This is a genomic window from Desulfallas thermosapovorans DSM 6562 (genome assembly GCF_008124625.1).
Lineage (GTDB): Bacteria > Bacillota > Desulfotomaculia > Desulfotomaculales > Desulfallaceae > Sporotomaculum > Sporotomaculum thermosapovorans.
The window spans coordinates 266,603-282,173 of the sequence record NZ_VNHM01000002.1; the positions used below are offsets into that span (position 1 = coordinate 266,603).

The following is a 15,571-nucleotide window of genomic DNA, read 5'->3' on the forward strand; positions in this document are numbered from 1 at the left end:
AAGAGCATGCGGTCAATCTTTCTTATTAAACCATTAACCATAAGAACTAAAATGGCTTTGTTCTCCTTTGGACTGGTTCTGCTGGCCATCATGGTCGGGGGTTTTTTGCTGATCCAAAAAGTAACGGTTATGTTTGAAGATGAGATGGGTTTGCACGCTTTAGCCATTGCCAGAACGCTGGCCCAGATGGATGAGATAAAAGATAACGTGGGACAGCCAAACGGTTGGGAAGTGATTCAACCAATAGCGGAAAAAACCCGCCTGGCCACGGGGGTGGCATATATTGTTGTGCTGGACATGCACAAGATCAGGTATTCGCATCCTGTTCAGGATCGTATAGGCAAAAAGTTTACCGACCAGGATATAGGTGCCGCCCTGGCCAACCACGAACTGATATCCAGGGCGGAAGGGGTCTTGGGGCCGTCCATCAGAGCCTTTGTGCCCATCAAGGTGGATGAAGGCACCCGTCAGGTGGGTGTTGTGGTGGTGGGGGTGCTTACACCCACGGCGGTACAGATTTGGCGCAGTATTCATGTCAAGATTTATTCATTTCTGGCTGTGGGACTTGTTATCGGGCTCCTGGGTTCTCTATTTTTGGCTCATAATATCAAAAAGGCCATGTTAAGTATGGAACCGGGTGAAATTGCCAGGTTGTTACAGGAGAGAATTGCTATTTTCCAAGCCATGAGCGAAGGCGTGGTGGCCATTGACACTAATTTAAGAATCACTGTATTAAACGAAGAGGCCCGCAGGCTGTTGGGATTGGAAAATGACGTTGTGGGCCGGTATGTTTACGATGTAATTCCCGATAGCAACTTGCCCGAAATCATAAAATCAGGCAAGCCGGTATTTAATCAAGAACGGGTAATAAACAATACAATAATCATCAGTAACCGGCTACCGGTAAAAGTGAATGGCGAAATTGTGGGTGCTGTGTCCACATTTAAGGATAAAACCGAGGTAAATGCCCTGGCTGAGGAGTTAACCGGTGTGAAACTGTTTGTGGAGGCACTGAGGGTGCAAAATCACGAAAACGCCAATAAACTGCATACCATTGCCGGGCTGGTGGAGTTGGGCCATTACCAGCAAGCCATTGATTATATATTTGACATCACCGGGGAACAGCAAAAGGTCACCGGTTTAATAAACAAACAAATACATGATTACCGGATGGCCGGTTTATTGCTCGGTAAATTTGCCAGGTCCAAGGAATTAAAGATAGAACTGAATATTGATCCAAAAAGTTATCTTAAATATATACCGGACAAAATTAATAGCAGTGATTTGGTTATCATAGCGGGTAATTTAATAGAAAACGCCTTTGAAGCGGTGCAGCAAGCGGGCAATGAAAAACGCAAGGTTTATTTCAAAATATACGATACAGCGGAACAAATAACCATTGAAGTGAGGGATTGGGGTCCGGGCATAGACCCGCAGTTGGAGCACAAAATTTTTGAACAAGGTTTTTCCACCAAAGGAACCGGCAGGGGGATTGGTTTACATCTGGTAAAAAGGACTGTGGAAAACCTTAATGGTTCAATAAAAATAATACGGCCGGAAAATACCGGTGTTTTATTTAAAGTGATGCTGCCAAAGCAGTGCAAACCGGGGGATGGAGATATTGAATATCCGCGTGTTGATTATTGAAGACGATCCAATGGTAATAGAAGTGAATACGCAGTTTGTCAATAATGTGCCTGGTTTTCAAGTCTGCGGTACAGCTAAAACCAGTGGCGAGGCCCTGAAAAAATTAAGGGACGCCCGGTATCATCTTGCTTTGCTAGATATCTATTTACCGGATATGGACGGTGTTACATTGCTCAGGGAGATCAGAAAAAAGGGGATAGGCATCGATGTGATAATGGTTACCGCCGCCCAGGACGCCGAAATTATCCAAAATGTATTCAGGTACGGGGCGGTTGACTATATAATCAAACCCTTTAAATTTAACCGGTTAAAGCGTGCCCTTGAGTCCTATGCCGACATGCACAAGTGTTTCCAAAAATCGGTACTGAACCAATCGGAACTGGACAAATTGACCATGACACGTATAACTTCAGGCCGGGAAACTGAAACACTACCCAAGGGTCTTAATCAAGTAACCTTTAAACAGGTGTTAATTTGTTTATTAAAAGAAGGTAACAACCTGTCCGCCGAGGAAGTGGCGGGCAAGCTGGGGTTGGCCCGGGTTACCGCGCGGCGTTACCTGGAGTATTTAGAGAGTATTGGAAAAGTAAGGGCAAAATTTCAATATGGCTCGGTGGGAAGACCGGTTAAAAGATATTTTATAAAAAATGAAAATGAGAACTAAAAGAACTAAATCAACAATATGGACAAAACCTTGCGCCGGAAAAGCGACCGGCGTAAAATTACTAAAGACAAAACATTCAGAAAATAGGGATTGTTGCAAAAAAAGTGGCGTAAAGTGTGGTCATTGTTTATGTACGGTAAATTGAAAAACACGGTGTACTTGCTATTAATCATCCAATTAATTGTCTTATTAACCGGGGGGTGCGCAAAAAGAGTTACTGATGGTGAGCAGGTCAGCCCGGATCAAAAAATAGTTATTAAATTTTCACATGTGGTGGCGGAAAATACCCCCAAGGGACTGGCCGCCGAGCGATTTGCCAGTTTAGTTCAACAGCGCACCAGGGGCAGGGTTGAAGTGCAGGTTTTTCCCAATTCCACCCTTTACGCCGATGGGGAAGAAATGCAGGCTCTCCAGTCGGGAGCTGTGCAGATAATCGCCCCGGCTACATCCAAGCTGGGAGATTTATATCCCGGGTGGCAGGCCCTGGACTTGCCGTACGCCTTTAAAAATTTAGATGAGGTACACCGGGCCATGGACGGGCCAGTGGGCCAAAAGCTGGCCAAAAGCCTTGATAGTAAAGGGTTTATGGTTCTAGCCTATTGGGATAACGGTTTCAAACAGTTAACCAATAATGTAAGGCCGATAACCAGTCCCGGGGACCTGAAGGGTTTAAGTTTCAGAGTTATGATCAACAGCCCGGTGTTAAGGGAGCAATTTAATTTATTTGGCGCCACCCCGGTTCCCATGCCATTTAATGACGTTTATCAAGGTATAGAACGTAATCTTGTGCATGGCCAGGAAAATACCATTTCCAATTTATATACCAAGGGCTTTTACCGGGTGCAGAGTTACATGACCATATCGGACCACGGTTACATGGGCTATGCGGTCATGGTTAACAAGGCGTACTGGTATAGTTTACCGGAGGATATACGCCGGGTAATGGAAGAAACAATGGCTGAAGTTACCCGGTGGGAGCGGGCTAAGGCTGCGGAAATGAATGAAACATATCTCAAGCAATTAAAAGACTCTGATAATTTAACCATAACCGAATTGACCCCGGAACAAAAAGAGGCCTGGGAGGCCGCCTTTAAACCGCTATATGCCAGCTTTGCCGGTGACATTGGCTTGGAATTGATAAACGAGTTGCAAAAGCACAATTAATTAAAGAAATTATTGGGAGGTGGAATTAACTAAATTATCAAAACCAATAAAATATTTAAAAAAAATAGGAGGTAGAAAATGATTAACAGGTTTACTAAATTGCTGCTATGTGTTTTATTGACTGTGGCGGTGGCTGTGGCGACCACGGCATGTGGCGGAAGCAATGCTCAAGGCGGCGGTGATCAGGAGAAAATTGTGGTTAAGTTCACCCACGTGGTGGCCGAATCAACTCCCAAGGGCCAGGCTGCACTGAAATTTGAAGAGCTTCTGGAAGAAAAGTCCGGTGGTTTATTTGATGTGCAGGTATACCCGTCATCCCAGCTTTATGGCGATAAGGAAGAACAGGAGCAATTGCTGGCCAATAATGTTCAGTTGATTGCCCCTTCCGTTACCAAGCTGGTCACTTTAAACCCCTCTTTCCAATTGGTTGATATGCCCTTTTTGTTTAAAGACGATGCCCAGGCCTACCGGTTTTTTGATGGCGAGGCCGGCAAGAAACTGCTCAATTCCCTTGAGCCCCACGGCATTCTTGGATTAGCCTGGTGGGCCAACGGAACCAAGCATTTTACCAATTCCAAACGGCCGCTGAAAGCGCCGGAGGATTTTAAAGGTTTGAAGTTCCGTACCCAGAGCGGTGGAGTGCTGGATGACCAGTTCAAGGCTTTGGGAGCAGGTTCCCAAACCCTGGCCTTTTCCGAGGTATACCAGGCTCTGGATAACGGAACCGTTGATGGCCAGGAAAATACCTTTAACAACATCGATACCCAGAAATATGTGGAAGTGCAAAAATATCTCACCATATCAAATCACGGGCGCCTGGATTACGTGGTGTTAACCAATACAAAATTCTGGAATTCATTAACCCCGGAGCAGCAGGAAATGTTTAGTGAGGCTATGGCTGAAGCAACGGCTTATGAACGCCAGTTGGCCGATGAATTGAGTGCCGCTTCTTTTGAAAACATTAAGCAGAGCGGCAAAGTGGAAATATACGAGCTAACCGAAGAGGATAAGGCTAAATTTATCGAAGCATTACAACCCTTGTATGAAAAATATGGTGCGGAAGTCGGTCAAGAGTATATTGACGCCGCCAGAAACTCGTAGTTAGTGGGGGCGGTCGGGTACCGGCCGCTCCTTTACTATGCCCCTGTAGCTGTGCACGCCACAGGGGAAACCCTGCGCATATAAACAACGGTAATGTTATTGCCGCGCTGACAAGGAGGCGGACATGGACAAACTAAAACGTGCTTATCAAATTTTTGAAGACTTTTTTGCCGGTGGTATGTTATTTATCGGCCTGACCATGGTTTTTGTCAACGTTGTTATGAGATACTTTTGGGGGCGTCCCCAATCGATACTGGACGAATTTTCGGTATATTTTGTGGTCTGGGGCACTTTGGCCGGTATGGCCGTGGCTTTGAGGAACGATAATCATATTAAAGTTGACCTGGTGTATAATTTTCTACCACTATCTACTAAATACAAGGTAAGTATTTTTGCTAACGCTTTGGGACTGGCTTTTTGTATTTTTTATACCTATTACGGAATTTTGCTTGAAGCCAACTACCTGGCCACCGGTATGCGGTCAGCGGACAGTAGATTTCCATTATGGATCGTCAATTTGATTATTCCCATCAGCGGCGTAATGTTCGGTATCCGGTTTATTGATAAACTGGTTATGTTGCTCAAAGACCGTGGCGAAGACTGGAAGAAAAAATACCGGGGGGAGGATGAGGAATATGTCAACCGCCCTTCTGTTTAGTATTTTTGCGGGCTTATTTTTGCTCAATGTCCCCATCGCCATCAGCCTGGCCACTGCGGCGCTGGCAGTGCTGTACCTGACCACGGACTTTACCATGCACATGATGGTGCAAAGGATGTTTGCCTCGCTGCTTTCACCCACGCTGATGGCGATACCCGCCTTTGTATTCGCCGGTGTGCTGATGTCCCACGGAGGCATATCCAAGTATTTAATCAGTGCCCTGCGGGCCTGGTTCGGGCACCTGCCCGGCGGTTTGGCCGTGGTTACCATTATGGCCTGTGCCATATTTGCCGCCATTTCCGGTTCCAGCCCCGCCACCGCTGCGGCCATCGGTGCAATTATGTACCCGGCCCTGGTTAACGGCGGCTATCCCAAAAAGTATGCCATGGGGCTTATTGCGGCATCGGGAACCCTGGGTATACTCATCCCGCCCAGTGTGACCATGGTGGTTTTTGGGGTCACGGCAGAGGAGTCCATTGGTAAGCTGTTTATGGCCGGTTTAATACCGGGATTAATCCTTGCCCTTATCTTAATTATCTGTGCCGTGGTTTATGCCAAGATGCAAAAACTGGAAATGCTGGAGAAGGCCAGCTGGGAGGAAAGATGGAAGTCATCACTTAAGGCTTTGCCGGGGGGATTTTTGCCCTTCTTTATCCTGGGCAGTATATATGCCGGTGTGGTAACGCCCACCGAGGCAGCGGTACTTTCGGTTTTTTATACTTTAGTAGTTTCATTCTTTATTTATAGAGAATTAAAAATAAGGGATATGCGTAAGATCTTTGTGGAATCCATAAATATTTCATCAATGATTTTCTTAATTATTGCTGCGGCCATGGTGTTTGCATTGTTCCTTACCGCCAACCAGGTGCCCCAGCAACTGGCGGCCTGGATTGCGGAAAACAATTTAAACAAATACCTGTTTTTCCTGGCCACCAATATTATGTTCTTTGTGATGGGTACTTTTTTGGAGGCCGTTTCCATAACCTTGATTACCCTTCCTTTGCTGTTACCCATGATACACGCATTGGATATTGATATAATGCAATTTGCGGTGGTTATGACGGTAAACATGGAACTGGCTATGATTACCCCGCCGGTGGGATTGAACCTTTTTGTGGTTAGTGCCATGGCCAAAGAAAGGCTGGAAAAAGTAATATCAGGCGTGGTACCGTTTTTAATCATCATGATACTTGCTTTGATATTGTTCGTTTTATGGCCTGATGTTTCCACATATATACCCAGGGTGTTGATGGATTAGGAAAAAAGCGCGTTCTGTCCGCGCCCGGCATTATTTTATAATGGCAAGCATGAACAGAACGCGCTTTTAATACTCAAGCGTTAATGATGCTTTTATTTACTGCTGCTGTGCGGTGGCACCAAAGCCCATACCCCAACGGGCCCCGAAGCCCATACCCATGCCGTGGCCGTGACCGTGGCCAAATCCGTTACCGCCGCGGCCCAAGCCCTGTCCTTGCCCAGGGATTCCGTAAGGGCAGGTAAACCCGGCCTGTTCATGATACCGGTACATTTCATCGAAGTGCTGCTGCATGGCTTCCCCTTGCTGGGCGGTCAGGCGACCTGCTTCCACAGCTTGTTCCACGGCTGCTTTTTTAGCGGCAAAATGCTGTTCAAACCAGGCTTTGGCGTCATCTGTACTGCCTGCAAAGGCGGGCAACGCTAAGGTGGTCGCCAGGGCTAGTGTTGCCAGCAACACGCCTATTTTTTTATTCATCTTTATGCCTCCTTCCTTGTAACCCTATTATAAACCTTAAATGTGGCAAAATTGTGGGGTAATTATAAGAAAATCATACTAACTGCATGGCATCGGGGCGCGGGTCAACGAAAACTGTTCTTTGCTTTTCATAAATAACATATCCGGGTTTTGCTCCGTTAGGTTTTTTTACGTACTTGCGCAAAGTGTAATCCACAGGCACATTGGTGGATTCCCTGGCCCGGCTGTAGTATGCTGCCAGGGCGGCTGCCTCTAGCAGCGTTTTTTCCGGTACCTCCCGACCGCCGGTGCGGATAATGACGTGCGAACCGGGAATTTTGCAAGTATGCAGCCAAATATCGCTGTCTTCAGCCGTTTTCAGGGTTAGCAGGTCATTTTGACGGTTATTTTTACCAACCAGCACGGTAAAACCGTCATCGGAAACATATTGCAGCGGTTTAATTTGTTTTTTGGTGTCTTTGGCGCGTTTTTTTCCGGGTTGTTCGGCCGGTTTTTTGATATAACCCTGCTTGGTTAATTCCTGTCTAATTTCCTCCAGATCGTCCATATCCTCAGCTATATCCAGGGATGTTTTTACGCCTTCCAGGTACTGCAATTCCTCTTCGCTGAGCCGGGCCATTTTACCGGCTGCTTTTCTGGTATTGTTGGCTTTGTTGTACTTTTTATAATAATACTGGGCATTTTCCGAGGGAGAAAGCGCCTTATCAAGGGGTATGACTATGGTTTTAGCCTCGGGATCATGATAATTTTCCAGCTCGATTTCTTCCATGCCCCGCTTCAAAAGGTAAATATTTGCCGTGAGCAATTCTCCGTACAAGCGATAGCGGTCTGCCTCCTCCGCTTCGACAACGCTTTTTTTCTGCAGGGCCAGCTTCTTTTTTATCCGCTTGGATTCCTTATTAATTATCCCCAGCAGTAAGTTTCTTTGTTTGTTTATGACCTCCAGGGCTTGTTTACGGGAGAAAAACATGTCTGCAATTTCATTGGCCCGGCTGGCTGTGTAGCTGAACTTTCCATCCGCAACTGCGGGCAGTGGAAAAAAGTCCACGGGTTCCCCCCGGCTATTGCACACCAGCATGGCCTGTAATTGATCCTCCCGGGCGCTTGTGGCCAGCGGCTGCCAGGCCTGCCAGAGGCTGCGCAGTTCATGCTCCCCGCAGTGATCCAGGAGCATGTTGGCGTTCAGTCCGGCCAGTTTGACCAGTTCCCGGCAGGTAGGTATGCTCAACCCGTCCAGTGCTTTTTGCATGGCTACGGCCAGCTGGTCATCCAGTTGGCCGCTCATAACAGCTTCCCTGAAATCTTCTTCTGTTGCCTCAAGCGGGTTGATTTTATGGGATTCAGGCGGTGGTATATAGGGTTGACCGGGGAGAACTTCCCGGTGGCGGCTGACGGCATGACCGTACCGCCTGATGCCGTCCAGTATGGTATTGTCCGGTTTTGATACCAGTATGATGTTGCTGTGCCGGCCCATAATTTCGCAGAGCAGTGACTTTACCGCCGGGCGGCCCAGCTCGTCTCGGCAATCCACCCGGATATCCAGTACCCGGTCCAAACCGGGCTGGTGGAAACCAATTATCTTGCCGCCCTCCAGGTGTTTGCGCAGGAGCATGCAGAACATGGGCGGCATGGTGGGGTTGGGGGATGACTGCCGGGTCAAATGCACCCGGGCATTTTGGGCGTTGGCACTGACAAGCAAACGGTATTTTTTACCGGGTTTGCTAATGATTAGCACTATTTCTTCCCGTGCGGGCTGGTAAATTTTTTCTATACGACCCTGGCACAATTTGCTATTGAGTTCATGGCACACATTGTATAAAAAAAGACCGTCAAAGGGCATGGCGGTTACCTCCGGCTCTGGCTTTTGTCTTTACGCCTATTGTTTCAATGTTAACAGTATAACACCGGGGCTTTGAGAGGGTCAAACAATCCGGGTGCATGTAAATTCAAGTATAGCGGGAACAAAATCAAGGTCTGTCCAAACTCATGGTAATTTTTCCATGGCCGCTTGAATATGCTTTTACATAATTGTGGAAAACAACTCCGAGGGGTGAGGACATGCCTGAAATTTGGCAAAAGCTTAGCGCTGAGGAAACGGCAATGCGCTTGGAAGTGGATACGGTTAAGGGTTTGACTGACCATGAGGCCAGAAACCGTTTGGAACGATTGGGCCCCAATACGCTGGAAAGAGGCCCTGACGTGGCCATGTGGCAGATGTTCTTAAACCAGTTTAAAGATTTTATGGTGCTGGTTTTACTGGCTGCCACTGCGATAAGCGGGTTTTTAGGTGAGTGGTCCGATGCCGTTACCATTTCCATTATTGTGTTACTTAATGCAGTGCTGGGAGTGGTGCATGAATACCGGGCCGAACGCTCCATGGAGGCGCTTAGGGAACTGGCTTCACCCGAGGCCAGGGTAATCCGCAATGGTATGGAAAGGAAGATACCTGCCGCTGAGCTGGTGCCTGGTGATATTGTTTTGCTGGAGGCCGGGGACCGGGTGCCGGCGGATATTCGATTGACCCAAACAGTGGATCTGGCTGCGGTGGAAGCTGTCTTGACAGGGGAATCCACACCGGTGCGCAAACATACCCGCCCGCTGGAACAGGCGGCGGGACCGGCCGACGCCGCCAACATGGTTTTTATGGGTACAGCCCTGACCAGGGGGCGTGGGCAGGGTATTGTGGTGGCTACGGGTATGGCCACTGAAATGGGTCAAATAGCCGGAATGATCCAGGAGGCCGAGCAAGAATCTACACCGCTGCAGAAACGGTTGGCTCAACTGGGCCGCGGGCTGGTATTTTTTTGCCTGGCCGTATGTGCCATGGTGGTTGTGGTGGGTGTGCTGCGAGGTGAAGCCGTTTACCAGATGTTCCTTACCGGGGTCAGCCTGGCCGTGGCGGCTATTCCCGAGGGGTTGCCGGCTATTGTCACCGTTGCCCTGGCCATTGGGGTGCAGCGGATGATTCGAAAGCACGCCATCATCAGGCGCTTGCCCGCCGTGGAAACGCTGGGCTGTGCCACATTTATTTGTTCCGATAAAACCGGTACCCTGACGCAAAATGAGATGACCGTCCGCCGTGTATACCTGTCCGGCCGGGAGTTGGAAGTCAGCGGGGAAGGTTACGATCCCAAAGGTAAATTCACTGGGGATGCCGCCCCCGGGGGACCGGATTTTGATAAACTGATGAAGCTGGCGGCTTTATGCAATAATGCCACATTATACCGGGATAGTATTTCCATTGGCGGGTTGTTTAGAAAAAACAGCCCGGCCAGGGAGTCGGCGTGGAAAATTGCGGGTGACCCCACGGAAGGGGCGCTTTTGGTGCTGGCAGCCAAGGCGGGATTCTGGCGGGAACGGCTGGAAAAGAAAGCCCGTCGCCTGGCGGAAATACCCTTTGATTCTGAACGTAAACGCATGACAGTGATATACCAGGAGGCCGGAAAAATTGAAGCCCTGGTCAAAGGGGCACCCGATGTGGTGTTGAAATTGTGCACCCATTACCTGCGGAATGGCCGCCCCGTGCCCCTGGACGCCCGCAGCCGGGCCGCTGTTTTGGAAGCTAACTCCGCCATGGCCGACGGCGCGCTGCGGGTGCTGGGCCTGGCTTACCGGGAATTGCCGGGCAAGTTCGATGCCGAGCGGGTTGAGGCCGGGGATGTGGAACGAGATCTCGTTTTTGTAGGGCTGGCCGGTATGATCGACCCGCCCCGGCCATCGGCCATCAGCGCGGTGCATACTTGCCGCCGGGCCGGTATCCGGGTAGCCATGATTACCGGTGATCACCAGCTAACCGCCCAGGCGGTGGCCCGGGAAATGGGCATTGCGGGCCGGGATAGCCGGGTAATCACCGGGGAACAGCTGGAGCAAATGAGCGATGAGGAACTGGCCGCAGTGGCGGAGAATGTGCATGTTTATGCCCGGGTTTCGCCCCGGCATAAATTGCGGATAGTCCGGGCGTTAAAACGTCAAGGGCATGTGGTGGCCATGACAGGTGACGGGGTAAACGATGCGCCCGCTATCAAAGAAGCCGATATTGGTATTGCCATGGGTATTACGGGCACTGATGTAACCAGGGAGGCGTCCGCCATGGTGCTGGCGGATGATAACTTTACTTCCATTGTGGCGGCGGTGGAAGAAGGCCGGGGTATTTATGACAATATCCGCAAATTCATCCGGTACCTGCTTTCCTGCAACGTGGGGGAAGTGTTGGTGATGTTTTTGGCTGTGCTGGGAGGAATGCCGCTACCGCTGCTACCTATCCAAATACTGTGGATGAACCTTGTCACCGATGGCTTGCCGGCCATGGCTCTGGGGGTTGATCCCATTGACCGGGATATTATGCGCCGGCCGCCCCGGGACCCGGAGGAGAGTATATTCTCCAACGGTTTGGCCTGGCGGATTATCAGCAGTGGCGCTGTCATTGCGGTGCTTACCCTGGCTGTTTTTGCCCTGAGTTACTCGGGCGGGCATGATGTGGATTTGGCTCGTACCATGGCCTTTAACACACTGGTGTTTTTGCAGCTGTTTTATGTTTTTTCCTGCCGGTCGGAGTATTTTACCATTTGGGAACTGGGGTTTCAATCAAATCCTCATTTACTATTGGCGGTATTAATTTCAGCCGGGCTGCAAATGGGTGTTAATTATATTCCTTTTTTGCAACCCATCTTTCATACCGTGCCCCTCAGCCTGCACCAGTGGATGATGGTTATTGGCGTAGCCTTGCTGCCCACCATAGCCGGTACTATTCAGGGGCAACTGGGCAGCCGCTTGCGGGAAAGGGTGACATATTTGAAGGTATAATATTCCAGGCTGTAGACAGAATGCAGTTTCGGTCATAAACAAGGAGATAGTTGGGACAAAGAAAGTAAATTTGGGAAGAATAGAGAAGGCTTTACAATACTTAAAAAGCGGAGGTTTTGTCCAATGCCGGTGCCTGCAAAGTATGTTTGGCTGCCGGTAGGAAGTGATGAAACCTCCGCCCAATATATTTGGTACTCCCTTACCAGTCAATTGACTAAAATTTACCCGGTAGCCGGCAGTTGCCGATAGCAGACATCATTTATCGCAAGAATTTTTTGCACAACATTCCAGGGATAGTTTATAATAAATGGCGGTAGTAAATAGAAAGCCTACATTTCGAACAAACTCTACCCTGAAAAAGTGTTGGGTAATTTTCATCCCCTGCCGGTGTTGCGATAGCGGTATGGATGTCTGAAAGGATGTGTCTATAATGGTCGGAGTAGAAATCGATATGGTTGTTACAGACAGCTTGAAAGCATTGGAATTATACGAAAAAATATTTGATATCCAGCGTGTTGAGGTTACAGATTTTCCGAAAGGTGAAAATGAAGTTGTTTTTACCCTGTACGGGGTACGTTTTCACATGTTGGATGAAAACCCGCAATTTGAACTGAGAGCACCAACCCCGGATCAACCCAAAGCCATTTGGTTTAACATTCTTGTCCCTGACATCGAGGAAACATTTTCAAAGGCGATCAGCGCCGGCTGCACTGTAGTGCAACCTGTGACGGAATTGCCTGATTATGGAGTATCAAACGCCATATTTAGCGATTCTTTCGGCTATATATGGATGCTGCATCAAATACATAAAGAGGTGAGTTTTGAGGAACGCATACGACTTTGGGAGGAAAAAAAGGGGTAATCAACAAATATTGCATTATTCCTGATGTATATTTCCATTTTGTCCGGATGAACCTGTAACAACTTTTTAACGATAACCGGATGATATATTTATGACAAAATTACTGAAATAGAAATAAGGTGTTGACAATTATAATCAACTAATATAAAATACTCCCAGGTTTTACAATGCATATATCAAAGTCAGGCAACGGCGCCCTTTGAGGTTTCTAACCAACCTTAAAGGGGTTTTTTATATTAAAACGCATATTTTTGCCCAACGCCGGGTGACGGGCATAGAGGCCCAGAGGGCGTTTTCGGTGCTGCATTAGATAAACCGAAAACCTTTTATATCACAGGCAAAGGCGCTTTAATGGAACAATGATGTTCTATTAAAGCGCTTTTTTGTTTTCCAGGGGAGGTGGTTTTTATTGGACGAATCTCATAAACGTATAAAGGCGTCGGGTGGTTCAAGAATTATGTTGATATCATTGTGGCGTGTCTTGGCGTAATTATCTTTACGGGTTAGTTTTTAGCCCTTAATACCCGGGAGGTATATCCAATGAAAAAGAAATCAGGTGTAATAACTTTGCTGGCACTATTTATGTTCTTTCTATTCCCCGTGTTTGCCTGGGCGGCCGAGGATGGCATAGACACCGGTGATACGGCGTGGATTATTATTTCAACGGCGCTGGTGTTTTTAATGGTACCCGGAGTATCATTGTTTTACGGCGGTATGGTCCGCCAGAAAAACGTGCTCAACACAATGATGATGTCTTTTATTTGTCTGGGTGTTGTTACCATTTTGTGGCTTGCCTATGGCTACAGCCTGGCTTTTGGCCCGGACATCGGCAAATTCATCGGTGACTTGAGTTATTTGGGATTAAAAGGTGTGGGTATTGAGCCAAACGGAACCATTCCGCACCAGTTGTTCGTAGTTTTCCAAATGATGTTTGCCATACTTACCCCGGCACTGATTACCGGAGCTATTGTGGAGCGGATGCGTTTTCCCGCTTTCCTGGTGTTTCTGGTGCTGTGGACCACCCTGGTATACGACCCCATCTGTCACTGGGTATGGGGTGGCGGATGGCTAATGGAACTGGGAGCCCTTGACTTTGCCGGCGGCACTGTGGTGCACATTTCATCCGGTGTTTCGGCCCTGGTGGCCGCCCTGGTGCTGGGCAGGCGCAAAGGCTATGGTACAGAGCGGATGGTGCCCCACAATATACCTTACGTTGTTCTGGGCGCGGCACTGCTCTGGTTTGGCTGGTTTGGATTCAATTCCGGTAGTGCCCTGGGTGCCAACGGGCTGGCGGCCAGTGTATTTGTGAACACGCAGGTGGCCACCGGTGCGGCTTTGATGTCCTGGGTACTGGCAGAGTGGTTGCGGCATGGTAAACCAACCATACTGGGAGGGGCTTCAGGTGCCATTGCCGGCCTGGTGGCTATTACTCCGGCCTGCGCTTTCGTAACTCCCATGGGTTCACTGGCCATTGGGCTGGTGGCCGGCGCGCTCTGCTACTTCGCAGTCAGCTATGCCAAAGTTAAACTGGGCTATGATGATTCCCTGGATGTGTTTGGTATACACGGCGTTGGTGGTATGTGGGGTGCTCTGGCCACCGGGCTGTTTTCGGTGTCCGAGGGCGCCGAAGGCCTTTTCTATGGCAATGCTTCACAACTGGGTATTCAAGCTATCAGTATAGTAGCCACAATTGTGTTTGCCTCCGTGACTACATTTGTCATCCTTAAGGTTGTGGGCGCTATCACCGGACTGCGGGTTGATGATGAAGCCGAGATTATAGGGTTGGATGTCAACGAGCATAGTGAAAGAGCTTATTCCGTTTAATGTACATGAATATGTAAAGTCTGAAATAAATTCTTTCATGACGTTTTGTGCCCTGGAAAGGCATGAATATACGGTTGGTGTATGAACAACTCATGAGAAAGGGTGCTTTTCATGGTTAAAATTGAGGCTATTGTCAGGCCCGGTGTGTTGGAGGATATCAAAGATGGCCTGTCTCAACATGGTATTCACGGTATGACCGTAGCCCAGGTGATGGGCTGCGGTTTGCAAAAAGGCCGTAAAGAAGTATACCGGGGCACGGAGTACAGCATCAATTTGCTGCCCAAGGTAAAGATTGAAATCGTGGCGGTAGATAATGATGTGGACGGGGTAATAGAAGTAATTATCAAGGCGGCGAGAACCGGGGAAATCGGTGACGGCAAGATATTTATTTCCAGAATTGAGAATGCTGTCCGGATACGCACCGGTGAAAAAGGTGATATTGCTCTCTAACTCTCAATTGCCCAAAATGCCCGGCTATCATAAAAGGTAGTCGGGCATTATTTATTTAAAGTTTAGCACTCAACTGGCCAGAATTACCTGTTGCATCAATGCCCCCAAAATGATAACATAACAAATGTCGCCGCTACGGCGGCGGCGTAAAAAACCAAGTCAGGGCAATGGTGGCAACGGCAGTAGAACTACCGAGCCAACCACAAATTGCCATTGACACGAACGGACAAAAAGTGATACAATGCAACTCCGGTCGCGAAAACGACCACACGGTCCTTGAAAACTAAACAGTGCAAAGAGATGTAAAACGGACGCTGGTCGCAGTTGGTCAAAAAAGACCTGAAAAGCGACGGCGGCCAACCAAACCTCGTCAAGCAAAAGCTAAGAGCCGGTGCCCAAGCCAACCGGCGGCGGCAGAGGCTTTTAGGCAAGCGCTAAAACGAGTAATTCACAAACGAGTCAAAGATTAAATTTTTCATAAAGTATTTTATGGAGAGTTTGATCCTGGCTCAGGACGAACGCTGGCGGCGTGCTTAACACATGCAAGTCGAACGGGGTTTAACGAGAAGTTTACTTTTTGTTAAACCTAGTGGCGGACGGGTGAGTAACGCGTGGATAACCTGCCCAATAGCCTGGGATAACGCCGGGAAACCGGTGCTAATACCG

General features: G+C 48.5%; 12 protein-coding genes and 1 rRNA gene. 11 read left to right on the forward strand and 2 right to left on the reverse strand.

Annotated features, from left to right (window positions below; genetic code table 11):
- The first annotated feature begins 6 nt into the window (after positions 1-6).
- The 6 genes from LX24_RS03185 to LX24_RS03210 all read left to right on the forward strand — a co-directional run bounded on the left by LX24_RS03185 (position 7) and on the right by LX24_RS03210 (position 6,492).
- Positions 7-1,647 carry an ATP-binding protein gene (locus LX24_RS03185; RefSeq protein WP_166510678.1) on the forward strand — a complete coding sequence of 547 codons (1,641 nt, stop codon included), beginning with the start codon at positions 7-9 and terminating at the stop codon, positions 1,645-1,647.
- Entirely contained in the window at positions 1,613-2,311 is a 699-nt protein-coding gene (locus tag LX24_RS03190; protein ID WP_166510679.1) for a response regulator, read from the forward strand. Before LX24_RS03185 ends, LX24_RS03190 begins: the two co-directional genes overlap by 35 nt.
- 129 nt (positions 2,312-2,440) lie before the next feature.
- Positions 2,441-3,475 carry a TRAP transporter substrate-binding protein gene (locus LX24_RS03195; RefSeq protein WP_166510680.1) on the forward strand — a complete coding sequence of 345 codons (1,035 nt, stop codon included), beginning with the start codon at positions 2,441-2,443 and terminating at the stop codon, positions 3,473-3,475.
- A gap of 78 nt (positions 3,476-3,553) precedes the next feature.
- Entirely contained in the window at positions 3,554-4,576 is a 1,023-nt protein-coding gene (locus LX24_RS03200) for a TRAP transporter substrate-binding protein (protein ID WP_166510681.1), read from the forward strand.
- A gap of 124 nt (positions 4,577-4,700) precedes the next feature.
- Positions 4,701-5,234 (forward strand): TRAP transporter small permease, encoded by a 534-nt coding sequence (locus tag LX24_RS03205; RefSeq protein ID WP_166510682.1) that lies wholly within the window; start codon positions 4,701-4,703, stop codon positions 5,232-5,234.
- A complete protein-coding gene (locus tag LX24_RS03210) occupies positions 5,212-6,492 on the forward strand; it encodes a TRAP transporter large permease (protein ID WP_166510683.1) in 1,281 nt (426 codons plus the stop codon). The genes LX24_RS03205 and LX24_RS03210 overlap by 23 nt, the downstream gene beginning before the upstream one ends.
- Positions 6,493-6,588: 96 nt before the next feature.
- On the opposite strand, the gene LX24_RS03215 is transcribed toward LX24_RS03210, so the two are convergent.
- Together LX24_RS03215 and LX24_RS03220 are read right to left on the reverse strand one after the other, a co-directional pair.
- Positions 6,589-6,966, reverse strand: a complete 378-nt coding sequence (locus LX24_RS03215) for a DUF2680 domain-containing protein (protein WP_166510684.1) — start codon at positions 6,964-6,966, stop codon at positions 6,589-6,591.
- Between the two features lie 73 nt (positions 6,967-7,039).
- Entirely contained in the window at positions 7,040-8,806 is a 1,767-nt protein-coding gene (locus LX24_RS03220; RefSeq protein ID WP_166510685.1) for an Rqc2 family fibronectin-binding protein, read from the reverse strand.
- A 218-nt stretch (positions 8,807-9,024) separates the two neighbouring features.
- On the opposite strand from LX24_RS03220, the gene LX24_RS03225 reads away from it, so the two are divergent.
- The 5 genes from LX24_RS03225 to LX24_RS03245 form a co-directional block, all read left to right on the forward strand.
- Positions 9,025-11,769, forward strand: coding sequence for a calcium-transporting P-type ATPase, PMR1-type (locus LX24_RS03225; protein ID WP_166510686.1), 2,745 nt, complete (start codon positions 9,025-9,027; stop codon positions 11,767-11,769).
- Positions 11,770-12,199: 430 nt separating this feature from the next.
- A complete protein-coding gene (locus LX24_RS03230) occupies positions 12,200-12,631 on the forward strand; it encodes a VOC family protein (RefSeq protein ID WP_166510687.1) in 432 nt (143 codons plus the stop codon).
- 540 nt (positions 12,632-13,171) lie between these two features.
- Positions 13,172-14,455, forward strand: a complete 1,284-nt coding sequence (locus LX24_RS03235) for an ammonium transporter (RefSeq protein ID WP_166510688.1) — start codon at positions 13,172-13,174, stop codon at positions 14,453-14,455.
- A gap of 111 nt (positions 14,456-14,566) precedes the next feature.
- Positions 14,567-14,905: a P-II family nitrogen regulator gene (locus LX24_RS03240; RefSeq protein ID WP_166510689.1), complete on the forward strand. Its 339-nt coding sequence runs from the start codon at positions 14,567-14,569 to the stop codon at positions 14,903-14,905.
- A 486-nt stretch (positions 14,906-15,391) separates the two neighbouring features.
- Positions 15,392-15,571, forward strand: a 16S ribosomal RNA gene (locus LX24_RS03245); the annotation flags it as partial.